Source organism: Limosilactobacillus fermentum, from assembly GCF_013394085.1.
GTDB lineage: Bacteria > Bacillota > Bacilli > Lactobacillales > Lactobacillaceae > Limosilactobacillus > Limosilactobacillus fermentum.
In genome coordinates, this window is record NZ_CP040910.1 from 821,185 (window position 1) to 847,564 (window position 26,380).

Sequence of the window (26,380 nt, forward strand, 5' to 3'; positions counted from 1 at the left end):
ATTTTGCCCATGCCTATTCACCACATGAACGAGGCAGTAATGAAAATCGCAACCGAGTACTACGCCGCTTCATTCCCAAAGGTCAACCGATTGATGAGATTACCGATGATGAATTGATTCAAATTAACTGGTATTTGAATTGCCGACCACTCAAATGTTTAAATTGGCGAACACAGATTGAGATCTTTTTGCGTAATCTGCGTTACTAAATTTGTTCAAGTTATTTCTTGCAATCTACCAAAAGGTAATTATTTTTAACAAAGTGGTCCCATGTTGCCCCCACTAAAAAGCCCCTCACCACGCACTCGGCGCGGGGAGGGGCGGTGATAATTGATTTAATTAGTGGCGGCTAGCGCGGTGGTTGCTGGTCCCGTTTATCTTGTGGACCCGGCGCTTGTATTTAGGTTGGTTGCCATCTTCTAGTTTAAAGTGGCGCATCTTGCCCAAGAAGGGGCGCCCACTGAGCCGGATCCGGGTCCACGCTTGCATTAGCTCGATCATGCCGGTCAGCTGTTCGACGCGCTTGGGACCCTCGGTGGTAGCGGCGGCCATGATATCGTCGTTTAAACGGGCAACCAGGTTATTATGGTAGTTCAATAGCTCGCTAGTTAGCGGGGCGTTGCGGTATGAATTAAAAAGCTTTTGGATCAGCTCCATGGCTTCCTTGGCGCTTTGGGGCTGGATATAACGGTGATCTGCTGGCATGATGTTCCTCGGTGATAAATTGCGAAAAGATCTTTGACTTTTGTTGACTTTTAACGGGACGGTTGGTATATTATACATTGTATTTAGCACTTAGATGGCCAGAGTGCTAAAAGGAAGTGATCAAGATGCTAACCAAACGTCAAGAAGAAGTCCTGCAAGCGATTGTACGCCAATACACCACGACCGGTCAACCGGTCGGCTCCAAGGCACTTGTCGATCACCTGGCCAAAAAGGTCTCTTCGGCCACCATTCGAAACGAAATGGCGGTGTTAGAGCACGAAGGGCTGGTGACAAAGGAGCACTCCAGTTCCGGGCGGGTACCGTCCAAGCTGGGGTACCGTTATTACGTCGACCACTTACTGGATCCGTTGTCGGTAACTGAAAATGACCTGATTGTAATTCAAAACTCGTTGGGTACCGAGTACCAAAAGATTGATGAGATCGTTTCGCACTCGGCCGACCTCTTGTCGAACCTGACGAGTTACACCGCCTTTACCTTAAAGCCGGAGCAAAAGGACGCCCGCCTAAGTGGTTTTCGCCTGGTTCCGCTGGGCAACCACAGGGTGATTGCCATCTTGGTAACGGACACCGGGGACGTGGAGAGTCAATCCTTCACCCTGCCCCGGGGGATCGACACCGAGGCCATGGAAGCAGTCATCCGATTGATCAACGACCAGCTAACCGGGCTAACCTTACCGGAGGTGGTTAAGCGCCTCGTCACGGACATCCCGTTGCAGGTGACCCGCCACCTCCACCAACCCGAGGGCTTCTTGAACATCTTTGATTCGGTGGCTTCCCGGGCCGCTCACGAGCGCTTCTTTGTGGGGGGACGGTTGAATTTGCTAGGCTTTGCCAACCAGCAAAACCCGGCGGCGGTCCAAGAATTGTACGCGCTCTTGGACCACGGCAACAATTTGCAGGCCATTTTGGATCCGGATGACGAACACGATATCTCGGTTCGGATTGGAAATGAGATTGCCGACAACCAGGTCTTAGATGACTACAGTTTGATCACAGCAAAGTATCAAGTTGACCAGTATGGGGAAGGTATCATCGCCGTCTTAGGCCCGACCCGGATGCCCTACGCTAGGACCATTGGGTTGGTGGAGGCCTTCCGCCGCGAGCTGGCCAAGCGCTTACTTGACCACTACCGCCGCTATTACGACTCCTAGGAGGGATTAAATGGCAAAAGATGAGGAAAAGAACACCCAAGCTTCCGCAGCCCCAAACGAGGGGGAAGTAAAGGCTAAGCAGGAACGGACGTCGGACAAGGAACCGGCGGCTAAGGCCGGGGAGACCGAAAAAGTTGCCGATTTGCAAAAGCAAGTTGAAGAATTAACCAAGCAACTGGATGACCAAAAGGACCAGAACCTGCGGGCCCAAGCCGAAATGCAAAACATGACCAAGCGCTTTAAAAAGGAACAGGCGCAACTGCTCAAGTACGATGGTCAGGACCTGGCCAAGGGCATTTTGCCGGTTTTGGACAACTTAAAGCGGGCCCTGGAAATTGAAGTTGAAGACGAAAACGGTCAACAACTCAAGAAGGGGATCCAAATGGTACACGACCACCTGGAAAAGGCCTTAGCCGACCACGACATCAAAGAAGTTGAGGCGTTAAACCAACCCTTTGATCCGACCACGCAACAAGCGGTGCAAACCGTCGCTGCTAGTGGTGATCAAAAGCCGGACACCGTTGTGCAGGTGCTCCAGGCCGGTTACGTCTTGCATGACCGGGTCCTGCGCCCAGCCATGGTGATCGTGGCCCAGTAACAAACTGAAAATTAATAATTAAAAGAGGGATTTAAGTATGGCAAGTAACAAGATTATTGGTATCGATCTCGGTACTACTAACTCCGCCGTTGCCGTGATGGAAGGTAACGAACCAAAGATTATCACCAACCCAGAAGGGGGCCGGACCACGCCGTCCGTTGTTTCCTTTAAGAACGGTGAAGTTCAAGTTGGGGAAGTGGCCAAGCGCCAAGCAATCACCAACCCGAACACGGTCAAGTCGATCAAGAGCCACATGGGTGAAGCCGGCTACACCGTTGACATCGAAGGCAAGAAGTACACGCCGCAAGAAATTTCGGCCATGATTTTACAATACATCAAGAAGTACGCCGAAGACTACATCGGTGACACGGTGACCGAAGCCGTGATCACGGTGCCGGCTTACTTCAACGACGCCCAACGTCAAGCTACCAAGGACGCTGGGAAGATCGCCGGTTTAGACGTTAAGCGGATCATCAACGAACCAACCGCTTCTTCGTTGGCTTACGGGCTGGACAAGAAGGACAGGGACGAAAAGATCCTGGTTTACGACCTTGGTGGTGGGACCTTCGACGTTTCGATCCTCGAACTCGGGGATGGGGTCTTCCAAGTGCTCTCTACTAACGGGGACACCCACCTCGGGGGGGACGACTTCGACCAAAAGATCATGGACTGGCTGATTGACGGTTTCAAGCAAGAAAGCGGCATCGACCTGTCCCAAGACAAGATGGCCCTTCAACGGCTCAAGGACGCCGCTGAAAAGGCCAAGAAGGACGTTTCCGGGGTTCAAGAAGCCCAAATCTCCCTGCCGTTCATCACGTCCGGCGACAACGGTCCGCTCCACTTGGAAAAGACCTTAACCCGGGCCCAATTCAACCAATTGACTAACGACCTGGTTGAACGGACTAAGCAACCGGTTCTAAACGCCTTAAAGGACGCCGAACTCAGCTTCTCAGACATTGACGAAGTGATCTTAAACGGTGGTTCCACCCGGATCCCGGCCGTTCAAGAAATGGTGAAGTCCTTGACCGGTAAGGAACCAAACCACTCAATCAACCCGGACGAAGCCGTTGCCCTCGGGGCCGCCATCCAAGGTGGGGTCTTAACCGGTGACGTTAAGGACGTCGTTCTCCTCGACGTGACGCCGCTGTCCCTCGGGATTGAAACGATGGGGGGCGTCTTCACTAAGCTGATCGACCGCAACACCACCATACCAACTTCCAAGAGCCAAGTCTTCTCCACGGCCGCGGACAACCAACCAGCCGTTGACATTCACGTCCTCCAGGGTGAACGCCCAATGGCCGCCGACAACAAGACGCTCGGGAACTTCCAACTGACGGACATTCCGCCTGCACCACGTGGTGTTCCGCAAATCAAGGTAACCTTTGACATCGACAAGAACGGGATCGTCAACGTTTCTGCCGAAGACCAAGGGACCCACAAGAAGCAAAACATCACCATCAAGTCCAACTCTGGTTTGACCGACGAAGAAATCGAACGGATGAAAAAGGACGCCGAAGCCAACGCCGAAGCCGACAAGAAGAAGAAGGAAGAAGCCGACGTACGTAACGAAACCGACCAACTCCTCTTCCAAACCGACAAGACCTTAGAAGAACTCAAGGGGAAGGTTTCCGACGACGAAATCAAGAAGGCCCAAGACGCCAAGGACGCCCTGCAAAAGGCGAAGGACGACAACAACTTAGAGGACATGAAGGCCAAAAAGGATGACTTAAACAAGATCGTTCAGGACCTGACCGTTAAGTTGTACCAACAAGCCCAACAAGAAAACCAAGCTAACGGTGGCCAACCAACTGGCGACCAAGGTGACGGCAAGAAGGACGACGACAACACCGTTGACGGGGACTTTGAAGAAGTTAACCCCGACGACAAGAAGTAATTAGGTCCTATAATTGAGCAAGAAGCCAAAGGCCAGGAAACCGGACTTTGGCTTTTGCTTGCTATGGTGAACTGTGCGATAATAACCTACAAAATTTAGTGAGAGGTATTCATGGCAGAAGAAGATTTATACGACGTTCTCGGTGTCAAAAAGGACGCCTCGGAGGCCGAAATTAAGCGGGCCTACCGGAAGTTGGCGGCCAAGTACCACCCGGACGTAAACCACGAGCCGGGCGCCGAAAAAAAGTTTAAAAAGATAAACGAGGCCTACGAAACCTTGAGTGACGACCAAAAGCGGGCCCAATACGACCAGTTTGGCACGACCGGCTCCCAAGCGGGCGGTTTTGGCGGTCAAGGTGGCTTCGGTGGCTTTGGCCAGGGCGGCTTCAGCCAGGGTGGTTTTGGCGACTTCTCCGATATCTTTGGTGACATCTTTGGTGGGGGCCGGGCCCGGCGTGATCCGTCCGCACCACAACAAGGGCGCGACCTCCAGTACACGATGACCCTGGACTTCATGGATGCCGTCTTTGGTAAGGAGACTTCGATCAAGTACAACCGGTCCGCCGAGTGCCACACCTGTCACGGGTCGGGGGCTAAGCCGGGCAAGTCCGCCCACACCTGTTCCACTTGTCACGGCCAAGGGTACGTCCTTCGGCAACGGCAAACGATGATGGGGATGATGCAGTCCCAAGAAGTCTGCCCAACCTGTGGCGGTAAGGGCCAAGTGATCGACCCGGCCGACCAGTGTGACACCTGTCACGGTGCCGGGGTAACCGAGGAACGGCACGAACTCAAGGTGAAGGTGCCGCAAGGAATTGACGATGGTCAGCAGATGCGTCTGCAGGGCCAAGGGGAAGCCGGCAAGAACGGCGGCCCATACGGTGACTTGTACATCGTCTTCCGGGTCACGCCGAGCCGCGACTTCAAGCGGGATGGCAACACGATCTACGTCGACCAAGACATCTCGATTTCCCAGGCGACCCTGGGGGACCACGTTCAAGCCAAGACCGTTCACGGCGACGTTGACTTGAAGATCCCGGCCGGGACCCAGTCGGAAACCAAGTTCCGCCTGCGTGGCAAGGGGGTTCCGCGGGTCAACGGTAACGGGAACGGCGATGAATACGTCACCGTTCACGTTAAAACGCCAAAGACCTTGAACAAGCGCCAACGCGAGGCGATGCTGGCCTTTGCGGCGGCCTCTGGTGAAGACGTGAAGGGCGTCAAAGCGGGATTTTTTGATAAGCTTAAGGATGCCTTCGAAGATAATAAATAAGATGGTTAGCTTTCGATCATTAATTGTTTAATAAAGGCGCTCTAAAAGGGCGCTTTTTGTTTTGTTTGCACAATAATTTTTGCTAATTAAGCGGTTTTGGGTTATTATTTGGATAGAGAATATGTAGACGATGAGTAACGGCTGAAGTAGGGCTGAGGTTAGCGATGGCGTCCCCAATCAGCAAGGAAGAACCCCACCACGAGCGGGGTTCGGGCAAACCGTACTCGGGAGTCCCCTTGCTTATCATGCAGGGGGGCTTTTTGTTACTAATCGGCTACACGGGAGAAATGCACACAAAAGAGAAGAAAGGAGTCGGCCCGGGTGGGGGTCGATAGAGGGCCAATGCTTGCACTTATTGATTACGGCGCGGGCAATGCTCATAGTGTCCAAAAGGCGTTTGCCTAATTGGGAGCAAAGACGGTATTGACCAACGACGCCAAACAAGTTATTTCTAGCGATGGAATCATTTTAACCGGGATCGGCACCTACCAGTCCGGGATGACCAACTTCATGCAACGCCACCTGATCGGACCCATCCGGCGGGCGGTGGAACAGGGGGTTCCCTTACTGGGGATCGGGCTCGGCATGGAGTTGCTATTTGATTACTCAACGGAGGGCGGTTTAATTCCCGGCCTGGGCTTAATTAAGGGCCGGGTGACCGAAATCCCGAGCACCCCGCAACTGCCGGTGCCGATTGTCGGCTGGAACATGAACCGGCTGGGAAACCCGGTCAGCCGCTTTAACTAAATTGATGAGGAGTACACCTACTTTGTCCACTCTTATTACGTCCAAACGGCGCCCCAAAACATTGTCGCCACGGCCGAATACGGGGTCGTCATCCCGACGATCGTTCACCGGGGCAACGTGGTCGGGATGCAGTTTCAAGCCGAAAAGAGCGGGCCAATGGGCTTGAATTTATTAAATGACTTTCTCGAAGGAGTGGTGGCAAGGTGAGTTACGTAAGTAGGGGAGGTGAAGCAGATGCTGACGAGGCGGATTTTGCCGTGCTTAAACGTGATTGATGGTCGGGTCAAAAAGCGCCTACTGGGCAGCGAGCGACTATTGGACGTTGGCGACCCGGTCGAGCTGGCCTTTAAGTACCAGGAAAACGGTACGGACGGCCTGGTTTTCATCACGGATCCCAAGTAGGCCGGCGGTGGCCAGAAATTGCTGGATATGGTCGAGGCCATTTCTCAACAGGTCTTTATGCCGATGACGGTCGTGTGCAACGTGCGGACGGTCGTGGAGGTTAGAAACCTGTTGTTAGCCGGGGCCGATAAGGTGGGGATTAGCACCCGGTCAATCATGGCGCCGGACTTTATTCCCAAGGTCGCCCAGGTCTTTGGTAACCAAAGCATCGTCGCCATACTAGATTACCACGTCGACCCGCGTACCAACCGCAAGATCGTTTGCACCCCGGGCAACACCGAACTCGATGCTTACGAATGGACCTTGCGGGTCGTCGAGCTGGGGGTCGGGGAGCTCCTGGTTAACTCGATGGACCGTGATGGGACCGAAAACGGCTTCGATACCGCCTTTTATCGTGACTTGACCACCACCCTGACCATTCCGGTGGTGGCCTCGGGCGGGGCCGGCTCGACGGTGGACTTTGAAGAGGTCTTTGTCAACTCCGGGGTCACCGGGGCGATGGCCGCCTCGGCCTTCCACCTCGACCAGATGACGATTAGCGAGGTCAAAGAGACCCTACTCGAAAAGGGGATTTTGGTTCGGTAAGTATAGAGTGGGGAATCACCTCCTTGGCAGAATCAAGGACACCGCTGACGCGCTAACCTGTGTCCTATCCTTAGCCCACGGCCTGCTTTATGGTTGGTCCGCACTTCCCTCTAGTTCGTTAAACAATCATTAAGGCACTTCATTGACGGGTGCTTTTTTAGTTGGCCAAGCGTATACTAGTGACAATTTTAGGCAGGAGGTTTTTTTATGAAAGTTGATGGCCACACCCACACCGAGTTGTGCCCGCACGGCAGTGGTGACCACTTAGAAGCGATGGTGGAACGGGCGATCGAGCTGGGCTTTACCGACTACTGGGTGACCGAGCACGCCCCGTTGCCGGTGAACTTTAGCGATGCCTTCGGGGGCCCCTTAGATGACATCCAAACCGCCTCGTTAAGAATTGACCAGGTCGATGACTACCTGGAATTAGCCAACCAGATCAAGGAACGCTTCGCCGCTCAAATTAAGGTCCACATCGGCTTTGAGTTGGATTACCTGGCCGGTTTTGAAGCCGACCGCCGCCACTTTTGGGACCACTACGGCCCACAAGTTGACGGCGGCATCTTGTCGGTCCACTATTTGCCGGGCCGCGACGGCCGCTATTACGGGGTCGATTATAGCCCCGAGGAACTAGAGCAGGGCTTTGGCGAGTTGATCACCCATCCCCAGGAACTGTACCGCTATTACTTCAGCCAGTTGCAACGGGCGGTTAACTGCGACTTAGGGCCCAACGCCCCGAAGCGCTTGGGCCACCTAACCCTGATTAAAAAGTACCAGGACCGTTTCGGCCTCGACACCGACTTTGACGCCACCACTTGGCAAGCCATTGAGCGCCTGTTGGCCCAAATGGTCGCCGACGACTGGGAAATTGATTTCAACACCGCCGGGCTGTTTAAGGCCGATTGCAACGATTTTTACCCGGGGTGGGAAATCGCCGCCCGGGCCAAGGAATTGGGGCTGCCGTTGGTCTTTGGTTCCGACGCCCACGCCACGGTCGAGGTGGGGCACGCCTACCACTTGTTTGAAAAATTTAGCCAAAAGGTTTGACCTTGGCAGATTGCAAGAAATAACTTGAACGAATTTAGTGACGTAGATTAAGCAAGAAGATCTCGATTGGTGTGTGCCAGTTAAGACATTTAAGTGGTCGGGAATTCAGATACCAATTGATTTGAACCAGCTGGCGATCGCTCAGCTCTTCAATGGCTTGTCCCTTGGGAATAAACCGTCGCAAAACTCGGTTACGGTTCTCATTACTACCACGTTCATGTGGTGAATAAGCATGGGCAAAATAAACCTGAGTACCTGTTAGCTGTTCAATTGTCTGATAGTTAGCGAACTCTTTACCATGATCCACGGTAAGCGTCTTGAGCTTGTCTTGAAGTTGACTAGCTAGTTCAAGTACGGCTTGAGTCATGGACTGACTGTCGCGACCATGGAGCCGTTTAACAATTGTCAGGCGACTCTTACGTTCCACAAAAGTAGCCACAGCCTGACCTTTACGTTTGCCAGAAAGTACGGTATCAGCTTCAAAGTGGCCGAATTCCTGGCGAGTTTCGACTTTATGAGGCCGCTCCTCAATGGAGCGGCCGTGATTGAACGTACCACGCTTTTCTTTAGCACGATGACGACGAATTCCATGATCAGGCAAATCGGGCAACTGTATATCAAGCCAGCCTTGATCAATCCAGTTATAGACCGTCTTGTAGGTAATCCCCACCACATGGGCAACTTGTTCAGGGGACCACTTCTGGACTTGAATCTTTTCCTCGACCAAGTGTTTAAGGTTTTTAGTGAGCGAAGACTTCCGCCCCCGTTGACTAACCTTTCGTTCAAAGTCAGTCTGCGCTAGCCCAGCCTGGTACTCACTATTTAGCCGGTGAAGTTCGTTAAAGATGGTGGTCTTACTAAAGCCTAAGTAGTTAGCGATGTATCGCAAGGAACGTCCTTCATTATGAAGCGTTTCAATGACAACACGGTTCTGGAATGATAAAATAGTGGTGCTCATCAAGGTCCTTCTTTCTAATGGATTGTGTGGTAACACCATTAAAGACCTTGATGGGTTTTTCTGTCCACTTAAATGTTCAACTTAAATTTTACAATCTGCCCCTTTTAAAAAAAGTGGCGTATATTTCTATTAAAATTTAGTGAGTAAAAAATGAGTAAGGACCAGGAGAGTAGGAGTGGGGCTCCCAAGCAGAGAGTCGCCGGCGCTGGGATGGCGATTGACCCCCGCTTCGAACCACACCTGGGAACTGGACGGCTGAACGGAGTAGGTCGGCCCGGGACCACCCGTTAGCAGGGTTGAAGTTAGCTTCAACGTGAGGCCCCTTTCGTGAGGGAGGGGTGAACGGAGGTGGAACCGCGCTCCTGTGCCCTCTTGCAGCAATGCAAGGGGGCGTTTTTTATTCCAAAGGAGGTTGAGTTTGATGCAAGATTACAAGTTACCAGCTGGCTTGCGGGACAACTTTGGTCCCCAAGCGACCCAAAAGGAAAGCGTCCGTCATTACCTAACGGGCCTGTTTCAACGACATCACTACACCCTGATCGAGACCTCCCTGTTGGAATACCGGGACGTCTTTGGCCCCTACGAGTTGCAGGCCGAAAGCCTCTACCGGATCTTAGAAGCCGATGGTCAGGACTTGGTGCTACGCCCGGACCTGACCCTGCCGATCGCCCGCTTTTTGGCGACGACTAACGTCAGCTTGCCCACCAGCTTTGCCTACGTGGGCGAGCAGTTCCGCCGTAACCGCCAGCTGACCGGGCTTTATAACCAATCCACCCAGGCGGGGATCGAACTGGTTGGCTTTCAATCACGCCGGGCCGAGTTGGAGTGCCTAACGGTGATCAGCGAGTTAAACCGGGACCTCTTTAATGGGCGGCTGCTGGTGGAACTGGGGCAGGCCAGGCTAGCCGACCTGGTGTTAGCCGACTTGCCGGCCAGCGAGCGGCAAAAAGAAGCGATCAAGGCCGCCCTCTTTAACAAAAACGTCCCCGACTACGAGGCGGCGATTGCCCCCTTTAAACGGGAGCGCCACTACCCCTTCTTGGTGGAGTGGACCTGGCTGTTTGGTAAGGCGGACGTGGTCGAAAAAATGGTGGCGCCGCTGTGGGTCAACCCAGCGGCCAGGGAGGCGATGCAGGAGGTGTTGGACCTCGCCAAGTTGGTGGCCCAGCTGGGCGACCAAGAGCTCTTGGTCGACTTTTCGACCGCCGCACCGCAGGCTTACTACACCGGGGTGACCTTCAAGGCCTACGCCGACCAAACTAGTACCTACCTGGTATCGGGGGGCCGCTACGATAACCTCCTGGCCAACTTCCAGGAAAAGAGCGAACCGGCGATTGGGCTGGGGATTGACGTAACCCTCATCGCCCAGCTGTTGGAACGGAGCGCCCCGAGGGACCAAGCGAAGCCAACCCTAGTCTTTTGCCAACTAGCCGACTGGCCGACCTTTGCCAAGCGCTACGGGGGGGATCCTGCCTACGAGGCCTGTCTGGCCGACAGTTTGGTAGCGGCCCGCACCCAAGCAGCGGTAACCGGCCAGCAACTTAAAGTCATGAACGAAGAGGGGGACTTAATCGATGCTTAAAATCGCCTTAACCAAGGGGCGGGTGGAAGAACAGTTCACCGCCCTGCTGGCCCAGCGGGGCTTTGACACCAGCCCCTTAGAAAACAAGCAGCGCCGCTTGATCATTGAAGTGGCCGACCAGTTTGAGTTCATCCTCGCCAAGGGGCCGGATGTCTTAACCTACCTGACCAACGGGGTGGTCGACCTGGGGATCGTCGGCAGCGACATCCTGATGGAACAAGACGCCGAAAGTGACGAACTCTTGGACCTAAAAACCGGTCAGTGCCAATTTATCCTGGCTTCAACCGAAGACTTTGACCCCGACCGCCCGGGGCGCAAGGTGATCGGCACCAAGTACCCCCGGGTCGCCCAACGCTACTTTGCTCGCCGCGGCCAAGACGTCGCCATCATCAAGTTGGAGGGGTCGGTGGAGTTAGCCCCCTTAATTGGCCTGGCCGACGCCATTATTGACATCACCGAAACCGGCCGGACGCTGAAGGAAAACCACCTAGTCATTTACGACCGCCTCGATCAGGTTTCGACCCGGTTAGTGGCCAACCCGCTGGCCCTCAAGCAAAAACGGGACGAGATTTACTGCTTTGTCACCACCCTCAAGGGAGGAAACTAACATGAAGATTTACCAAAAGAACCTCACCGAAATGAAGCAAATCGTGGACGACTACACCAGCGCCACCGTCGACCCCCAGATTGTCGCAACGGTTGCCGAGATCATCCAAACCGTCCGCCAAGAAGGCGACGCCGCCCTCCGCAATTACGGCGCCCAGTTTGATAAGGTCGACGTTAAAGAGTTTGCGGTCCCACAAACCGAACTGGAGGCGGCCTACCAAACCCTGCCGTCAAACCTCAAGGACGCCCTGGCCACCGCTAAGGCCAACATCACTAGCTTCCACCAACAAGAAATTGAGAACGGCTTTGCCGATTTAACCACGCCCGGGGTGGTGCGGGGCCAAAAGGTGACCCCCTTAGCCCGGGTGGGCCTCTACGTGCCGGGGGGCACCGCCGCGTACCCGTCGACGATCCTGATGAACGCGATTCCCGCCAAGCTAGCGGGGGTCGGTAAGTTGGTGATGGTCACGCCGCCGCAAAGGGAGGGGATCTCCCAGACGGTGCTGGCCGCCGCCTACCTGGCCGGCGTCGACGCCGTTTACCAAGTCGGGGGTGCCCAAGCGATCGCCGCCTTAGCCTACGGGACCGAAAGCATCCCGCAAGTCGATAAGATCGTTGGCCCGGGGAACATCTTCGTCGCCACCGCTAAGCAACAGGTTTTTGGCCAGGTCGCCATCGACATGGTGGCCGGGCCGTCGGAAATCGGGATCATCGCGGACGGCAACGCCAACCCGGACGAAGTAACCGCCGACCTCTTATCGCAGGCCGAACACGACCGGCGCGCCCGGGCGATGCTAGTCACCGACAGCGTGGAACTGGCCGAGGCCGTTTCCGCCGCCGTTGACCAGCAGTTAAAAACCCTGCCGCGTCAGGAAATTGCCCAAGAAGCGATCGCCAACCGTAGCTTCATTGCCGTAATGGCGGACCAAGACGAAATGTTTGAACTGATGAATTCGATCGCCCCGGAGCACTTGGAACTCCAGGTCCAGGACCCGATCACCGCGATGGGCAAGGTGCAAAACGCCGGCTCGGTCTTCTTGGGCCGTTACGCCTCCGAGCCGCTCGGCGATTACCTAGCCGGGCCAAACCACGTCTTGCCAACCGGGGGAACCGCCCGCTTTGCCTCACCACTAGGGGTGTACGATTTCGTTAAGCGGACCCAGTTCTTGCAATACACCGAAGCCGCCCTGGCCGGGGTGGTGCAAGAAGTCGCCGACTTGGCCCGGGCCGAGGGGCTGGAGGCCCACGCCCGCGCCGTTGAAGCCCGTTTTAAGGAGGGAGATTAAGATGCGAACTGCCACCATTAAACGCCAAACCAAGGAAACCCAAATCGAGGTTAGCCTCAACCTGGACCAACAAAGCGGGATCCAAATTGATACCGGGGTCGGCTACTTCGACCACATGCTGAACTTGTTGGCCAAGCACGGCCGCTTTGGCCTGGTGGTCAAGGCAACCGGTGACCTAGAAGTCGACGCCCACCACACGGTCGAAGACACTGGGATTGTGCTTGGCGAGGCCCTCAAGGAGGCGCTGGGCGACAAAGTCTAAATCGAACGCTACGGCGACGCCATGGTGCCAATGGACGAAACCCTAGCCCAGGTGGTCGTCGACCTGTCGGGGCGCTCCTACCTGGTCTTTGACGCCGAACTGACCAACCCGCGGCTGGGTAGTTTCGAAACCGAGGTTACCGAGGACTTTTTCCAGGCCCTGGCCTTTGCCGCCGAGATGAACCTGCACGCCCGGGTCTTGTACGGGCGTAACACCCACCACAAAATCGAAGCGCTCTTTAAGGCGACCGGTCGCGCCCTGCGCCAGGCGGTCACGATTAACCCGGCGATTGAGGGGGTTAACTCCACGAAGGGGGTCATTTAATGCTTGCGATCATTGATTACGGGGCCGGCAACACCTATAACGTCGAAAAGACCTTTGCCTACCTGGGGGTGCAGGCGACCTTAACCGCCGACCCGGCTAAAATTTTAGCCAGCGACGGCCTGATCCTCCCTGGCGTCGGCGCCTTTAACGCGGCAATGACCAACTTGAAGCAACGGGGGTTGGTTGAGCCAATTAAAGAAGCGGTGAAAAAGGGCACACCCTTCTTGGGAATCTGCTTAGGGATGCAGATGCTCTTTGATTATTCGACCGAATACGGCCAAACCGCTGGCCTCGGTTTTATCCCCGGCCAAGTCGTGGAGTTGCCCAAGCAACCGGGCCTCTTGGTGCCCGAAGTGGGCTGGAACCAAAACCGCTTGGTCAACCCGGCGAGCGCCTACCGGCAGGTTGACGGGGAATTTACCTACTTTGTCCACTCCTATTACGCCTAGACGCCGGTCCAAAACGTCGTCTCGGTCGTCGATTACGGGGTACTGGTGCCGGCGATCGTTCAAAAAGACAACGTGGTGGGAATGCAGTTTCACCCCGAAAAGAGCGGCACGGTCGGCCTCGGTTTGTTAGAGCAATTCTTAAAGGGGGTAGAAAAATGATTAACCCAGCCATTGACCTGCAGGGCGGCCAAAGCGTCCGTTTGAAGCAGGGCGATTTTGACCAAGCGACCCTAATTGAAAACACCCCCCTGGCCCAGGTAGAACGCTTTCAGGCGGCGGGGATCGACCGCCTCCACTTAGTCGACCTGGATGGCGCCCGACTCGGCCACCCGGCTAACCAGGCGGTGGTCAAAGCAATCCGCGACTCCTTTACCGGCATGATCGAGCTGGGCGGCGGGATCCGGACCGCCCAGGCGGTCGCCGACTACTTAAAGCTGGGGATTGACCGGGTCATCTTGGGCTCGGTGGCCGTCAAGGACCCCCAGCTGACCCGCCGGGTGTTAAATGACTGGGGTAGCGCCCGGATTGTGATCGGCGTCGACGGCAAGGATGGGATGGTGGCCATGGAAGGCTGGCTCAGCCAGTCGACGGTGCCAATGGCAACCTTAATTGGCCGGCTGGTGGAAGCGGGCGCCGTTAATTTCATCGTTACCGACGTCGCCCAGGACGGGATGATGGCAGGTCCCAACTTGAACCTGCTCGGCGACTTGCAGGCCCAGTTCCCAACCGCCAACATCATTGCCTCCGGCGGGATCCGCAACCTAGCAGACATTGACGCCCTCAAGCGAGTCGGCGTCAAAGAAGCGGTCGTCGGCCGGGCAATGTTTGAGGGGACGCTGACGCTCGAGGAGATTAAGGAGGCCAACGCCAATGCTGACTAAACGAATTATCCCCTGCCTAGACGTGACCGATGGCCGGGTTAAAAAGGGGGTCAACTTTGTCAACCTGGTGGACGTTGGTGACCCGGTAGCGATTGCCCGCCGCTACCAGGAACAAGGGGCCGACGAGCTGGTCTTTTTAGACATCACCGCCACTAACCAGGGCCGTCAGGCGACCGTCGACATGGTGGCCGCCGTCTCCCGGCAGGTCTTTATGCCGCTAACGGTCGGCGGTGGGATCCGCTCAGTTGAAGACATGCGGGCCCTCCTGTTGGCCGGGGCCGATAAGGTTTCTTTAAACTCCTCGGCCGTGGCCAATCCGGACCTGATCAGTGCGGGCGCCCGCCTGTTTGGTAACCAGTGTCTCGTCACCGCCATTGACGTCAAAACCGACCCGGCGACCGGGCAAAAGATGGTTTACACCCACGGGGGAACCAAGCCCACCGGCCTCGAGGCGCTTGCCTGGGCCAAGCAGGTCGTTTCCCTGGGCTCGGGGGAGCTCCTGGTCACTTCGATGGACAAGGACGGCACCCAGAATGGTTACGACACCGCCTTTTACAAGGAACTAACGGCGGCCGTCGACGTGCCGGTGATCGCCTCCGGGGGGGCCGGGAAGATCGATGACTTTGCCGACGTCTTTTTGAACTCGGGGGTCACCGGGGCCCTGGCCGCTTCCGTCTTTCACTTTCAGCAGCTAACGATTGCCCAGGTCAAAGAGGACCTGATTAAAAAGGGGGTGCCGGTCCGGTGGAACCAGACTTTACAAAGGGGCTCTTAACGACGGTGGTGGTGGACGCAACCACTAAGGACGTGTTAATGGTCGCCTGGATGAACGAAGCGAGCTACCGGCTGACCAAGCAAACTGGGGAGACCTGGTTTTGGTCACGCTCACGCCAGGAACTCTGGCACAAAGGGGCGACTTCTGGCAACACCCAGGTCGTCAAGGAAATGTGGTTGGACTGCGACCAAGATACCCTCTTGGTCAAAGTGGACCCGGCCGGCCCGGCTTGCCACACCGGGGCACGGTCTTGTTTTTTCAACCAGGTGCAGGGAAAGGAAGATTAAGATGCAAGATTTAGAAAGCTTATACCAAATGGTCGCCGCCAGAAAGGCCAACCCCAAGGAGGGGTCGTACACCGATTACCTCTTCACTAAGGGGTTAGACAAGATTTTAAAGAAGGTCGGCGAGGAAACCACCGAGGTGATTGTGGCCGCCAAAAACGAAGGCACCGCCGAGCTCCAGTATGAAACGGCCGACCTCTTGTACCACCTGATGGTCCTGCTCGTTGAACAGGGGCTGACCTACGATGACATCAAAGAGGAGCTAGGCAAGCGCGAGGGCTTGATGAGCGACTTTAAGGACCGCCCGGAGATTAAGGACTTATAAGGGGGTAGGGGAATGAAAGCAGGGATCAACCAAATTCAAAGCTACGTGCCAGAAGAACCGGTTCAACGGGTTAAAAGCAAGTACCACTTAAAGCGCCTGGCCCGCCTGTCGGCCAACGAAAACCCGTACGGGACCTCGCCGTTGGTTAAAGAGGCCCTGATCAATGCGATTAACGACGGGGCGCTCAACCGTTACCCAGACGGAGACGCCAGCGAGTTACGGGCCCTGGTCGGCCAGCAGTTAAACGTTGCTGGCGACCAGCTGGTCTTTGGCGTCGGCCTCGACGAAATCATCGAATTGGTGGCCCGCGCCTTTTTGACCCCGGACGATCAGGTGGTGGTCGCCAAGCCCGCCTTTTCCGAGTACGCACTGCACGCTACGGTTGAGGGGGCGGCCGTCAAGGAGGTGCCCGTTAACCCGGCGACCGGCCACTTCGACTTTGCCGGCGCCCTGGCCGTGATTAACGAGGCGACCCGGTTGGTTTGGATCTGCAACCCCAATAACCCGACCGGGGTCTTGGAAAGCCCCCAGGCGATTGAGGACTTCGTGCGCCAAGTCCCTAAAGACACCCTGGTGTTCATTGACGAGGCCTACTTGGACTTCGCTGACGACCCGGCCAAGGCGACCTGCCTGCCGCTGGTCAAGCGGTACCAAAACGTGGCGGTTTTAAGGACCCTTTCTAAGGCCTACGGGTTGGCCAACGTCCGGGTCGGCTTTGCCGTGATGCCGGTCGCATTGGCGGCGATTTTGCAAAAGATCCGGCTCCCTTACAACCTCAACACCCTGGCCCAGGTAGCGGCCGTGGCCGCTTTAAGGGACCAGGACTTCGTCAAGGAAGCGGCCGCCAAGAATGCGGTTGAGCGGGCCAAGTGGGAAGACTTCTTTGACCAGCAGGGGGTTAAGTACTTTAAGAGTCAGGCCAACTTCATTTACTTCACGGTCAAAAACGCCGCTGACCTGGCCCAAACCCTGTTGGAGAAGGGCTTCCAGGTCCGGCGCCACTTGCAACCGGACTGGCTGCGCCTGACGATTGGGCCCGCAGAAGACACCACCGTCATGCAGGCCCTGGTGGCCGATTGGCTCAAGCAACAAGCATAATTTGGCGCCGGCGGGCGGTCTTTGCTATACTAGAAGCAGACTTTACGGAAGAAAGTAGGCATAGTGCATGGATTTAGCAGCAATGAAGGAACGCCAACAGCGAATTCGCAACTTTTCGATCGTGGCCCACATCGACCACGGGAAATCGACGCTGGCCGACCGGATTTTAGAAATGACCGACACGATCAGCAAGCGCGAAATGAAAAACCAGATCTTAGACGACATGCCCCTGGAACGGGAACGCGGAATCACGATTAAGTTAAACGCCGTCACCCTGACTTACCACGCCCAGGACGGCCAGGATTATATTTTCCACCTAATTGACACCCCGGGTCACGTCGACTTCTCCTACGAGGTGTCGCGCTCCTTGGCCGCCTGTGAAGGGGCGATTTTGGTCGTCGACGCCACCCAGGGGGTCGAGGCCCAGACCTTAGCCAACACCTACCTGGCGATCGATAATGACCTGGAGATCCTGCCGGTCATCAACAAGGTTGACCTGCCGTCCGCTGATCCGGAGGGGACCAAAAAGCAGATCGAAGACGAAATTGGCTTAGACACCGACGAGGCCGTCGACATCTCGGCTAAGACCGGGGTCAACGTCGACCAGGTCTTAGAAAAGATCGTCCAAGACATCCCGGCGCCGACCGGCGATTTAGAGGCGCCGCTCAAGGCCCTGATCTTTGACTCCAAGTACGATGACTACCGCGGGGTGGTCTTGTCCGTGCGGGTCAAGGAGGGGACCGTCAAGAAGGGCGATAAGATCGAGTTTATGAACTCAAAGGCGGTTTACGAAGTGGCCGAAGTCGGCATCAACTCGCCCAAACCGCTGGCCCGCGACTTCTTGATGGCCGGCGACGTTGGTTACGTGACCGCCGCCATTAAGGACATCAAGGACGCCCGGGTCGGGGACACGATCACCGACGCCAACCACCCGACCGATAAGCCCCTGGCCGGTTACCGCCAGATGCAGCCAATGGTCTACGCCGGGCTGTACCCAACCGACAACGCCAAGTTTAACGACCTGCGTGACGCCTTAGAAAAGCTCCAGTTAAACGACGCCGCCCTGACCTTCGAGCCGGAAAGCTCCCAGGCCCTAGGCTTCGGGTTCCGCTGTGGTTTCCTCGGGATGTTGCACATGGACGTGATTCAAGAACGCTTGGAGCGCGAGTTTGACCTTGATTTAATCACCACCGCCCCGTCGGTGACCTATCACGTCAACTTGCACGACGGGTCAACCAAAAACGTCGAAAACCCGGCCGAAATGCCGGACGTCACCGAGATCAAGTCGATCGAAGAACCATTCGTCAAGGCCTCGATCATGGTACCTAACGATTACGTCGGCGCCGTGATGGAGCTGTGCCAACGCAAGCGGGGCCAGTTCGACACGATGGAATACCTGTCTGACACCCGGGTCAACGTGATCTACCACATCCCGCTGTCGGAAATCATCTACGACTTCTTTGACCGCCTCAAGTCCTCGACGCGTGGTTACGCCTCCTTGGACTACGAGATCGACGATTACCGGCCGTCCGACCTGGTCAAGATCGACATCCTCTTGAATGGGGACCGCGTCGACGCCTTGAGCTTCATTTCCCACCGCGACTTTGCCGAGGAACGGGGCCGCGAGATTGCCTCCAAGCTCAAGAAGATCATCCCGCGGCAAAACTTCGAAATCCCGGTTCAGGCCGCAATTGGTTCCAAGATCATCGCCCGGACCAACATCAAGGCCTACCGCAAGGACGTGACCGCCCGGATCCACACTGGGGACCCCGACCGGCGGGCCAAGCTCTTGGATAAGCAAAAGCGCGGGAAGAAGCGGATGAAGGCCGTCGGCAAGGTTGAAGTGCCGCAGGCCGCCTTCATGGCCGTCCTGCAGACGGATGAAGAGATTGATAATTAAGAAGTGCGACCCAACCATAAAGCAGGCCGTGGGCTAAGCTAGGGCAAGGGTTGATGCGATAAGCATCGTTCATTGCCCGTACTTAGCCACTAGGCCTGCGGTTGGGGAGCATGTTATCTGTGTAACCTAGCACGCAAAAACGCCCCACGTCGCAAAATGCGGCGCGAGGCGTTTTGTTTTCTTATAAAAACCAAAAGGAGGAGCCAAGGTCGGGCTCCTCCTCTCGGAGTATGTTAGGTTATCATACGGAGTGTAGCAAGATTGGGAGAATCACTATCACTCTACAAATTATATTATCACAAATAATTAAAAAGTAAAACCAGGGAAATGTAATGATTTTTATTGTTGATAATTAATTTATTTATTTATGGTTTATAAACTACTTGTTTACCAAAGACAAACGGGTTATTCCTTTTTGTAATTAAGGAAAATGACGTTATATTCGCCGCTAAAGATGTCTATTAAGTCGCACACATCACCATAAAATATTATGATATTTTTGGGTAAAACTGCTAGTTGCTTATAATTGTTCCGTTGGGGTAGACCCGGAGGCTCAGCGCGGTCCCGGTCATCGAGCCCTCGACCATCGCTTGTTTGGAAATTGCCTTGACGAAGTAGCTGCCGTCCTCGTTTTGGGCCGGTTGCCCATCCGATTGGCTCATGATGACCCACTGGTAGTCGCCGTTATCATCCCCGTAGATCGATTCGGCCAGCGCCAGGGCTTCTTCGGCGTTGTGGACGACGACCCCGGACTGGCTACTGCTTTGGCTGGCGTTACTGGGCTGGGTGGTGGGCGCAGTGATCCCCGCCGCCGAGGCGGTCGCAAAAGGGGCGCTGACCGTGGGGGATGCACCGGTGGACGTTAAGCTAGCCGAAGTGATAGCAGCGGCCCGTTGTTGGCTACTGTGGCTACTTGAGGCTTGACTAGACCGCTTGCTTTTGACCTGACCGCACCCGGTTATGCCAAGCAGGAATCCGCTAAGCAATAGGGCGCCGATCAATTGTTGTTGCTTCATAAATTATCTCCTCTCGCCCCCATTTTAGCACGGCGCTAAAAGGCCGGGCTGGCGCTGCGGTTATAGTAAACTAGGTGCTGGTCGCCGCTAGTGGGGTCAACTAGGATTTTGGTGACGCTGCAGTTGGCGGGTTCTAAAATCGTCAGGTCGTGCGACTGGGTGGCGTTAATGGCAAAGGAGCGGACGGTGAAGCCGTGGGTGACGACGGCGACTCGTTCGTCAGGGTGGGCCTTAGCGACCTCTTCGGTGAAGGCTTGCACCCGGGCTTCGACGCTGGCAAAGCTTTCCCCGTTAGCGACCGGGGCGTAGGCGGCCCGGACGTCGTTGATTAGGGGATCAAAGAGGTCCGGGTACTTAGTCATCAGGTCGGCGTTTAACTGGCCGTCCCAATCGCCGTAGGAAATTTCGAGCAAGCGGTCGTCGGCGACCATTGGCAGGTGGGCCGTTTGGTTAACAATCTGCGCCGTTTCAACCGTCCGGTGCAGAGGGGAGTGGTAGAGGGCGGCAAAACCAGTCAGGTCCAAGGCGCCGGCCAGTTCCTTGGCCTGGGCGATCCCCGTTTCAGACAGGTAGGTACGCTCGTCGTCGATCGTCCCCTGCTTGAGCCCGGCGACGTTGGCAGCCGTTTGCCCGTGGCGGATAATGTAAAGTTCAGTCATGAGAAATCCTCCGTTCTTTTTCAAAGATTATAGCAAAGATTGTCGCCAATTCGGGTAAGAAAGCGTATTCTGGTCATCAAAAGGAGGGATTTTGATGACACGTTACTTACGTAAAATCGCGGTTTCAGACGTCGGGATGGGCTGCATGGGCTTTTCTCACGGCTACGGAACGGTGCCCGACCATGACGAAGCAGTTGATTCCATCCGGGCGGCCTACCAGGCGGGGTGCACCTTCTTTGACACCGCCGAGGGCTACGGCAAGGAGCGCTTCTTCCCCGGCCACAATGAACAACTGGTGGGTGAGGCCGTTCACCCCTTCCGCGACCAGGTAGTCTTAGCCACCAAGGTCCGGATTGAACCAGAAGAGGTGGCCGAATACGGCGTCGAAGGGGCGCTGCGCCATCACTTAGCCCTGTCAATGGAAAACCTGCAGACCGACTACGTTGACCTCTACTACCTCCACCGGGTCAACGAGGACGTGGCCCTCAGTGACGTGTCGCTGGCGATGGGCAAGTTAATCGACCAGGGCCTGATCCGGGGCTGGGGGCTGTCGCAAGTCTCCTTGGACCTCTTAAAAGAAGCCGACCAGGTGACGCCGGTCTCGGCCGTCCAAAACCTCTATAACATGCTGGAACGTGACTGCGAGCAAACGATCCAGCCCTACTGCTTAGAAAACGGGATCGGGCTGGTGCCCTTCTCGCCAATTGCCAGCGGCTTTTTATCTGGCCAACTGCACAGTACCAGCCAGTTTGAAAAAGCGGATGACGTCCGGAACTGGGTGCCCCAACTCAGCCAGGAAAACATGGATAAAAACCAACCGGTCATCCACTTACTCAACCAGTTCGCCGAGGCCAAGGGGGTGACGACCGCCCAACTTTCGTTAGCTTGGATGCTGGCTAAGTACCCCAACGTGGTGCCGATCCCGGGCTCCAAGAACCGGGCGCGGATCTTGGAAAACTTAGCGGCGGCTCAGGTTGATTTGGCCCCGGTCGAAATGCAACGGCTCGACACCGCCCTGAACGAGTTGACGATCCACGGCCACCGGGGGACGGTCGAGGTCGAAAACCGTCAGGTCGGCTATAACCGGGACACCCACACCAAGTGGACTAATTAACAAATTGATGATTGACATTTGATGAGAGTTCCCTTAGAATTTACTTAACTTAAAGGAACGAACAAAGGAGGAAACCCAGATGTTACAATTCAATCGCTACAACTTAGTTTCCTCATCACGGTCTTCACGCTAACGAAGGCCGTCCTTTAGGGTTGGCCTTCACCTGGTGGGGGCTGACCTTGGTACCGTGGTACAAACGGGCCCCCACCAAAAGAGGTGGGGGCCCGTTTTTTTCATTTGGAATCAAGGAGGAATTGCCATGCCAACCTACAACTTCGCCGCTGGCCCAGCCACCTTACCCCGGCCGGTGCTAGAACAAGTCCAACGAGAGCTCCTGGATTACCAGGGTAGCCAAGTAAGCATCCTAGAAATCTCCCACCGCTCGCCGGTCTTTCGAGAAATCTACCAGCAGGCCAAGGAACGGCTCTTGCAGTTGATGGGGCTGAGCGCCGACGAGTACACACCGCTCTTCTTGCAGGGTGGGGGGACCCTCCAGTTTACGATGGTGCCCTTAAACCTGGCCCGTGACCACCACCGGGTGGCCTACGCCGATACCGGGCACTGGTCGGCCCGGGCGATTGAAGAGGCGAAGAAGTTGCCGGACTTGACGGTTGACGTGGTCACCGAGGCCGGACCGGACTTCGCCCACATTCCGGCGGTGCCAGACCTACCAGCTGACACCTACGACTACCTTCACATCACCACCAACAACACGATCATGGGGCTGGCTTACCAGGACCTGCCGCAAACGGCGGTGCCGCTGGTCGGGGACCTGTCCTCCAACTTCTTGGGCCAGGCCTACGACTTTTCTTCCTTTGACCTAATCTACGCCGGCGCCCAGAAGAACCTGGCCCCGGCCGGGGTGACGATCGTGGTGGTCAAAAATGACTACCTAACGGAAGACCACGGCCTGCCAAGCATGCTCAATTACCCGGCCCTGGCCAAGAAGGAATCGGCCCTTAACACGCCGCCGGTCTTTCAAATTTACTTCGCCAACCTGGTCTTGAAGTGGTTAAAAGAACAGGGCGGGGTCCAGGCCATGGACGAGTTAAACCGCCAAAAGGCCGGCCTGGTTTACGATTACTTAGACCAGTCCAAGCTCTTCTCTAACCGGGTGGCGCCGGATTCAAGGAGCCTGACCAACATTCCCTTCACTACTGGGAAAGCCGACCTTGACCAGCGCTTCATCAAGGAAGCCGCCGCGGCCGGGTTGGTGAACTTAAAGGGCCACCGCTTAGTCGGCGGGATGCGGGCCAGCCTGTATAACGCCATGCCACTGGCCGGGGCCGTGGCCCTGCGTGACTTCATGCACCAGTTTGAACAAGAAATTTAGGAGGGGCGCACATGTATCAAATCAAAACCTACAACGCGATCGCCAAGGAAGGCTTAGACACCTTTAAGGAAAACTACCAGGTCAACACCGGTCAGGAACCGGACGCCTACATGATCCGCAGCATCGACCTGCACGACTACCAATTTGAACCGGGGCTGCTAGCGATCGCCCGCTGCGGGGCCGGCTTTAACAACATTCCGCTCGACGCCTGCTCCGAACAGGGGATCGCCGTTTTCAACACCCCGGGCGGTAACGCCAACGCGGTGAAGGAAGTGGTCATCGCCCTGATGGTCATCGCCAACCGGAACCTGATCGAAGCGGCCAACTGGAGCGCCCAAAACGTTGGCGAAGACATCTCCCTGCGCACCGAACGCGAAAAGTCGCGCTTCAACGGCCACGAACTCTTCGGCAAGCGTCTGGCCGTGATCGGGATGGGCCACGTCGGTTCCTTGGTCGCTAACGCCGCCATTGACCTGGGGATGGATGTGATTGGCTACGACCCCTACCTGTCGGTGGACGCCGCATGGAACTTGACCGCCCGGGTGCAACGGGCCGCCACCCTGGCTGACGCGGTCAAGGGGGCCGACTTCATCACCGTCCACGTGCCGAAAAGCGAGGAAACGACCGGGATGATTAACCAGGAACTGCTCGCCCAGGTTAAGCCGGGCGCCATCCTGTTTAACTACTCGCGGCTGGGGATTGTCGACAACCAGGCTGCCGTGGCCGCCCTGGCCAATGGTCAACTGGGCCAGTACGTTACCGACTTCGGCGAGGACTGCCTGCAGGACAACCCGAAGGTCACGATTACCCCGCACCTGGGGGGCTCGACCAAGGAAGCCGAAATCAACTGCGCCAAGATGGCCGTCGACGAACTGACCCAGTATTTGGAGACCGGGAACACGACCAACGCCGTGAACCTGCCGGACGTGGTGGCCCCGTTCACCAGCCAGCACCGCTTCACGATCATTCACCGCAACATCCCCAACATGTTAGGGCAAATTTCGACGGCGATCGCCAAGGCCGAGGTCAACATCGACAACCTGGTCAACCGGGCCAAGGGCGAGTACGCCTACACGATGGTCGACGTCGGCGAATTGACCGCCGAACAAACCGAGATTCTAACGACCACCCTCAATCAGATTGACGCCGTCAGCCGGGTCCGCTTGCTGTATCGGCCAAAACAGTAATTAAAAATAAATCCCCGTGGTATGCCAAGGCGAACCGCGGGGATTTTTAGGTGGGACGCCTTTGAAGTTGATTTATAATTAACAACCATTTAGAATGGGTGGGTAAAGTTATTTATAATTTAACAGCAAGGAGAGAAGCATGAAGAACGAGATCGAACAGTTAAAGGACGTTCTGCTTGATAGTGATGCAATCTTAATCGGCGCCGGATCGGGAATGTCTGCGGCCGCTGGGATGGACTGGTGGTACCAGGCCAGCCCGGTATACAAGCAGCACTTCGGGGACTTTTATGCCCGCCACCCGGAGGCGACCGGGATCTTCAAGGGCTTTTATGCGCGGTTTACGAGCGAAAATGAGCGCTGGGCCTACCTGGTACGGATGTTGGACTTTATCTACCACCAGCCGCCGGTCAAGAATACCTACCAAGTTTTAAAGGACCTAATTCAAGACCGCCCCTACCACATCTTGACCACGAACCAAGACGCAATGTTTAACCGCTACTTTGCCGACGAGCAAATCAGTACGATTCAAGGGGATTGGCGCTTCTTGCAGTCTAGCGCCCCGCAGATTGACGACCAGCTTTACGACGCCCGGCCCTTTGTTAAGCGGGGGATGGAATACTTGGCGCAACAAGAAGATAAGTTGTACTTGCCAGACGATTTGATTCCCCACAGCCCGACAACTGGCTTGCCGCTAACGCCGTGGGTGCGGTCACCAGAATTTTTGGAGGGGCGCCGGTTTAAACAAGAACACGAAAAGACCCGCCAATTCATCAACCGGTTTGGCAACCAAAAGTTGTTATTCTTTGAGCTGGGAGTGGGGCGAATGACGCCGATGTTTATTCAAGAACCCTTTTGGCAGTTAACCAGTCAGCTCCCCTTGGCCCACTACGTTAACATTAATCCCCAAGACGCCATGACCCATACCCAGATTGCAAGCCGGTCGGTGTTGATCGACGCCGACGTTGATCAGGCCTTGCGGGCGGTACAAAAACTAAAAAGTCAAAACCCGGTTAGTCACCAAAGTTACTTGAAAACACCGAGGGTACCAAAGCAAGAGCCTGAACAACAAGCCCTTGGAATGCTTGAACAGGCCCCGGCCTTGTTAATTACGGCAGCCAATGGGTTTTCGATTAGCGAGGGCTTCAACTGGTTTGCAAGTGACGCTGTCTTTCATGACTTATTGGGCGACTTGGTTGACCAATACGGCCTCCATAACATGTTAGAAGCCGTCCAATACCCGTACCAGAGTAAGGTGGTGCAGTGGCGGGTTTGGGCCCGGATAATTAATCGTTACTCCAGCCACTACCACACCAGCCCGTTGATGGAAAACTTACGTCAGATTATCAAGGGGCGCCCTTATTACATCTGGACCACGAATCCGGAACATCATTTTAACCTAGCCGGTTTAGATCACGTGGTCGAAAACGAGGCCAACTGGGTGTATGGAAGTTGTCAGACCCCTGATCACCCTCACGTTGACCTACGGGCGGCGGCCAGGTTAATGGTTGGACTCGAACAAGAACGGGAGCTGACCGAAGCAGACTTGCCACGGTGTACGACCTGTGGGGAGGTGCTAACGCCGCTAATGTTTGCGCCAAAGCCACAACTAGATTCCCAACAGGTGGCGGGGTTAAACAAGTTGGTCAGGGCGCATGCCGATCAACCACTGGCGGTTTTGGAACTGGGGGTTGGTGATCAGAACCCACTAGTCAAAAAGCCTGTGGAAAGCTTGCTCCGCCAGTTTAGCGAGTGGAACTACGTGGTGCTCAACCAAAAGCCGGGCCCGGTTCCCTTTAACCTCCAACCCCGCACGGCCGTGATCCAGGGGGATTTGAAAACAAACTTGGCCCAATTAGCGCGTTTGATGGCCAGGCCGAGCAAAGCGCGGTAAGATAAGAAGATGATACTTGCAGGAAGGG

The 26,380-nt window shown here is 55.7% G+C and carries 24 protein-coding genes and 3 pseudogenes; 23 read left to right on the forward strand and 4 right to left on the reverse strand.

Annotated elements, in window-relative coordinates; all coding sequences use genetic code 11:
- On the forward strand, nt 1-209 hold a 209-nt coding region (locus FG166_RS04080), incomplete at its 5' end, for a transposase (RefSeq protein WP_369126132.1).
- A gap of 130 nt (nt 210-339) precedes the next feature.
- Here the strand turns inward: FG166_RS04080 and FG166_RS04085 are convergent.
- Nucleotides 340-705, reverse strand: a complete 366-nt coding sequence (locus tag FG166_RS04085) for a hypothetical protein (protein ID WP_003681906.1) — start codon at nt 703-705, stop codon at nt 340-342.
- A gap of 125 nt (nt 706-830) precedes the next feature.
- Between FG166_RS04085 and hrcA the strand changes: the two genes are divergently transcribed.
- The 7 genes and pseudogenes from hrcA to hisJ all read left to right on the forward strand — a co-directional run bounded on the left by hrcA (nt 831) and on the right by hisJ (nt 8,422).
- Nucleotides 831-1,877 carry a heat-inducible transcriptional repressor HrcA gene (hrcA, locus tag FG166_RS04090; protein WP_003681905.1) on the forward strand — a complete coding sequence of 349 codons (1,047 nt, stop codon included), beginning with the start codon at nt 831-833 and terminating at the stop codon, nt 1,875-1,877.
- 10 nt (nt 1,878-1,887) lie between these two features.
- Entirely contained in the window at nt 1,888-2,475 is a 588-nt protein-coding gene (gene grpE, locus FG166_RS04095; RefSeq protein WP_003681903.1) for a nucleotide exchange factor GrpE, read from the forward strand.
- Between the two features lie 37 nt (nt 2,476-2,512).
- Entirely contained in the window at nt 2,513-4,369 is a 1,857-nt protein-coding gene (gene dnaK, locus FG166_RS04100; RefSeq protein WP_003681901.1) for a molecular chaperone DnaK, read from the forward strand.
- Nucleotides 4,370-4,480: 111 nt separating this feature from the next.
- Entirely contained in the window at nt 4,481-5,641 is a 1,161-nt protein-coding gene (dnaJ, locus tag FG166_RS04105; RefSeq protein WP_003681899.1) for a molecular chaperone DnaJ, read from the forward strand.
- 405 nt (nt 5,642-6,046) lie between these two features.
- Entirely contained in the window at nt 6,047-6,388 is a 342-nt protein-coding gene (locus FG166_RS09560; RefSeq protein WP_003681897.1) for a type 1 glutamine amidotransferase family protein, read from the forward strand.
- A 234-nt stretch (nt 6,389-6,622) separates the two neighbouring features.
- Nucleotides 6,623-7,375, forward strand: a pseudogene (gene hisF, locus FG166_RS04115) (imidazole glycerol phosphate synthase subunit HisF).
- Between the two features lie 207 nt (nt 7,376-7,582).
- Nucleotides 7,583-8,422: a histidinol-phosphatase HisJ gene (gene hisJ, locus FG166_RS04120; protein WP_003681894.1), complete on the forward strand. Its 840-nt coding sequence runs from the start codon at nt 7,583-7,585 to the stop codon at nt 8,420-8,422.
- A gap of 34 nt (nt 8,423-8,456) precedes the next feature.
- Here hisJ and FG166_RS04125 read toward each other — a convergent pair whose 3' ends face one another.
- Nucleotides 8,457-9,380, reverse strand: a complete 924-nt coding sequence (locus FG166_RS04125; RefSeq protein ID WP_137876810.1) for an IS30 family transposase — start codon at nt 9,378-9,380, stop codon at nt 8,457-8,459.
- 421 nt (nt 9,381-9,801) lie between these two features.
- Here FG166_RS04125 and FG166_RS04130 point away from each other — a divergent pair, with 421 nt between their 5' ends.
- From FG166_RS04130 to lepA, 11 genes and pseudogenes are all read left to right on the forward strand, one after another.
- Nucleotides 9,802-10,962: an ATP phosphoribosyltransferase regulatory subunit gene (locus FG166_RS04130; RefSeq protein WP_003681893.1), complete on the forward strand. Its 1,161-nt coding sequence runs from the start codon at nt 9,802-9,804 to the stop codon at nt 10,960-10,962.
- Nucleotides 10,955-11,569: an ATP phosphoribosyltransferase gene (hisG, locus tag FG166_RS04135; RefSeq protein WP_003681892.1), complete on the forward strand. Its 615-nt coding sequence runs from the start codon at nt 10,955-10,957 to the stop codon at nt 11,567-11,569. The genes FG166_RS04130 and hisG overlap by 8 nt, the downstream gene beginning before the upstream one ends.
- 1 nt (nt 11,570) lies before the next feature.
- Nucleotides 11,571-12,854 (forward strand): histidinol dehydrogenase, encoded by a 1,284-nt coding sequence (gene hisD / locus FG166_RS04140; protein WP_003681890.1) that lies wholly within the window; start codon nt 11,571-11,573, stop codon nt 12,852-12,854.
- A gap of 1 nt (nt 12,855) precedes the next feature.
- Nucleotides 12,856-13,440 (forward strand): annotated as a pseudogene (hisB, locus tag FG166_RS04145) (imidazoleglycerol-phosphate dehydratase HisB).
- Nucleotides 13,440-14,048 (forward strand): annotated as a pseudogene (gene hisH / locus FG166_RS04150) (imidazole glycerol phosphate synthase subunit HisH). Before hisB ends, hisH begins: the two co-directional pseudogenes overlap by 1 nt.
- Nucleotides 14,045-14,770, forward strand: coding sequence for a 1-(5-phosphoribosyl)-5-[(5-phosphoribosylamino)methylideneamino]imidazole-4-carboxamide isomerase (hisA, locus tag FG166_RS04155; RefSeq protein WP_003681880.1), 726 nt, complete (start codon nt 14,045-14,047; stop codon nt 14,768-14,770). Before hisH ends, hisA begins: the two are co-directional and overlap by 4 nt.
- The gene (gene hisF, locus FG166_RS04160) at nt 14,760-15,545 is read left to right on the forward strand and encodes an imidazole glycerol phosphate synthase subunit HisF (protein WP_003681878.1); all 786 of its coding nucleotides are present in this window, start codon (nt 14,760-14,762) and stop codon (nt 15,543-15,545) included. Before hisA ends, hisF (FG166_RS04160) begins: the two co-directional genes overlap by 11 nt.
- Nucleotides 15,515-15,832 carry a phosphoribosyl-AMP cyclohydrolase gene (gene hisI / locus FG166_RS04165; RefSeq protein WP_003681876.1) on the forward strand — a complete coding sequence of 106 codons (318 nt, stop codon included), beginning with the start codon at nt 15,515-15,517 and terminating at the stop codon, nt 15,830-15,832. Before hisF (FG166_RS04160) ends, hisI begins: the two co-directional genes overlap by 31 nt.
- A gap of 1 nt (nt 15,833) precedes the next feature.
- Nucleotides 15,834-16,154: a phosphoribosyl-ATP diphosphatase gene (gene hisE, locus FG166_RS04170; RefSeq protein ID WP_003681874.1), complete on the forward strand. Its 321-nt coding sequence runs from the start codon at nt 15,834-15,836 to the stop codon at nt 16,152-16,154.
- A 12-nt stretch (nt 16,155-16,166) separates the two neighbouring features.
- Nucleotides 16,167-17,252 (forward strand): histidinol-phosphate transaminase, encoded by a 1,086-nt coding sequence (gene hisC / locus FG166_RS04175; RefSeq protein ID WP_003681872.1) that lies wholly within the window; start codon nt 16,167-16,169, stop codon nt 17,250-17,252.
- 67 nt (nt 17,253-17,319) lie between these two features.
- On the forward strand, nt 17,320-19,152 hold the full coding sequence (gene lepA, locus FG166_RS04180) for a translation elongation factor 4 (RefSeq protein ID WP_003681869.1): 1,833 nt from the start codon (nt 17,320-17,322) through the stop codon (nt 19,150-19,152).
- Between the two features lie 512 nt (nt 19,153-19,664).
- Here the strand turns inward: lepA and FG166_RS04185 are convergent.
- Both FG166_RS04185 and FG166_RS04190 read right to left on the reverse strand, forming a co-directional pair.
- Nucleotides 19,665-20,168 (reverse strand): hypothetical protein, encoded by a 504-nt coding sequence (locus tag FG166_RS04185; protein ID WP_003681865.1) that lies wholly within the window; start codon nt 20,166-20,168, stop codon nt 19,665-19,667.
- A gap of 35 nt (nt 20,169-20,203) precedes the next feature.
- Nucleotides 20,204-20,827, reverse strand: a complete 624-nt coding sequence (locus tag FG166_RS04190; RefSeq protein ID WP_003681864.1) for a histidine phosphatase family protein — start codon at nt 20,825-20,827, stop codon at nt 20,204-20,206.
- 94 nt (nt 20,828-20,921) lie between these two features.
- On the opposite strand from FG166_RS04190, the gene FG166_RS04195 reads away from it, so the two are divergent.
- The 4 genes from FG166_RS04195 to FG166_RS04210 all read left to right on the forward strand — a co-directional run bounded on the left by FG166_RS04195 (nt 20,922) and on the right by FG166_RS04210 (nt 26,352).
- Entirely contained in the window at nt 20,922-21,941 is a 1,020-nt protein-coding gene (locus FG166_RS04195) for an aldo/keto reductase (RefSeq protein WP_003681862.1), read from the forward strand.
- Nucleotides 21,942-22,200: 259 nt separating this feature from the next.
- Nucleotides 22,201-23,274: a 3-phosphoserine/phosphohydroxythreonine transaminase gene (gene serC / locus FG166_RS04200; protein WP_015638841.1), complete on the forward strand. Its 1,074-nt coding sequence runs from the start codon at nt 22,201-22,203 to the stop codon at nt 23,272-23,274.
- Between the two features lie 11 nt (nt 23,275-23,285).
- Nucleotides 23,286-24,461, forward strand: coding sequence for a phosphoglycerate dehydrogenase (locus tag FG166_RS04205; protein WP_003681858.1), 1,176 nt, complete (start codon nt 23,286-23,288; stop codon nt 24,459-24,461).
- 139 nt (nt 24,462-24,600) lie between these two features.
- Nucleotides 24,601-26,352, forward strand: a complete 1,752-nt coding sequence (locus FG166_RS04210; protein ID WP_003681857.1) for an SIR2 family NAD-dependent protein deacylase — start codon at nt 24,601-24,603, stop codon at nt 26,350-26,352.
- The last annotated feature ends 28 nt before the right edge of the window (nt 26,353-26,380 follow it).

What these genes read in the sequence shown, in the direction of transcription:
- FG166_RS04190 (WP_003681864.1), bottom strand. Translation starts at nt 20,827, where the DNA reads ATGACTGAACTTTACATTATCCGCCACGGGCAAACGGCTGCCAACGTC.
- hisJ (WP_003681894.1), top strand. Translation starts at nt 7,583, where the DNA reads ATGAAAGTTGATGGCCACACCCACACCGAGTTGTGCCCGCACGGCAGT.
- hisD (WP_003681890.1), top strand. Translation starts at nt 11,571, where the DNA reads ATGAAGATTTACCAAAAGAACCTCACCGAAATGAAGCAAATCGTGGAC.
- FG166_RS04130 (WP_003681893.1), top strand. Translation starts at nt 9,802, where the DNA reads ATGCAAGATTACAAGTTACCAGCTGGCTTGCGGGACAACTTTGGTCCC.
- FG166_RS04195 (WP_003681862.1), top strand. Translation starts at nt 20,922, where the DNA reads ATGACACGTTACTTACGTAAAATCGCGGTTTCAGACGTCGGGATGGGC.
- grpE (WP_003681903.1), top strand. Translation starts at nt 1,888, where the DNA reads ATGGCAAAAGATGAGGAAAAGAACACCCAAGCTTCCGCAGCCCCAAAC.
- serC (WP_015638841.1), top strand. Translation starts at nt 22,201, where the DNA reads ATGCCAACCTACAACTTCGCCGCTGGCCCAGCCACCTTACCCCGGCCG.
- hisF (WP_003681878.1), top strand. Translation starts at nt 14,760, where the DNA reads ATGCTGACTAAACGAATTATCCCCTGCCTAGACGTGACCGATGGCCGG.
- lepA (WP_003681869.1), top strand. Translation starts at nt 17,320, where the DNA reads ATGGATTTAGCAGCAATGAAGGAACGCCAACAGCGAATTCGCAACTTT.
- hisA (WP_003681880.1), top strand. Translation starts at nt 14,045, where the DNA reads ATGATTAACCCAGCCATTGACCTGCAGGGCGGCCAAAGCGTCCGTTTG.
- dnaJ (WP_003681899.1), top strand. Translation starts at nt 4,481, where the DNA reads ATGGCAGAAGAAGATTTATACGACGTTCTCGGTGTCAAAAAGGACGCC.
- FG166_RS04125 (WP_137876810.1), bottom strand. Translation starts at nt 9,380, where the DNA reads ATGAGCACCACTATTTTATCATTCCAGAACCGTGTTGTCATTGAAACG.
- dnaK (WP_003681901.1), top strand. Translation starts at nt 2,513, where the DNA reads ATGGCAAGTAACAAGATTATTGGTATCGATCTCGGTACTACTAACTCC.
- hrcA (WP_003681905.1), top strand. Translation starts at nt 831, where the DNA reads ATGCTAACCAAACGTCAAGAAGAAGTCCTGCAAGCGATTGTACGCCAA.
- FG166_RS04205 (WP_003681858.1), top strand. Translation starts at nt 23,286, where the DNA reads ATGTATCAAATCAAAACCTACAACGCGATCGCCAAGGAAGGCTTAGAC.
- hisC (WP_003681872.1), top strand. Translation starts at nt 16,167, where the DNA reads ATGAAAGCAGGGATCAACCAAATTCAAAGCTACGTGCCAGAAGAACCG.
- FG166_RS04185 (WP_003681865.1), bottom strand. Translation starts at nt 20,168, where the DNA reads ATGAAGCAACAACAATTGATCGGCGCCCTATTGCTTAGCGGATTCCTG.
- FG166_RS04210 (WP_003681857.1), top strand. Translation starts at nt 24,601, where the DNA reads ATGAAGAACGAGATCGAACAGTTAAAGGACGTTCTGCTTGATAGTGAT.
- hisG (WP_003681892.1), top strand. Translation starts at nt 10,955, where the DNA reads ATGCTTAAAATCGCCTTAACCAAGGGGCGGGTGGAAGAACAGTTCACC.
- FG166_RS04085 (WP_003681906.1), bottom strand. Translation starts at nt 705, where the DNA reads ATGCCAGCAGATCACCGTTATATCCAGCCCCAAAGCGCCAAGGAAGCC.
- hisE (WP_003681874.1), top strand. Translation starts at nt 15,834, where the DNA reads ATGCAAGATTTAGAAAGCTTATACCAAATGGTCGCCGCCAGAAAGGCC.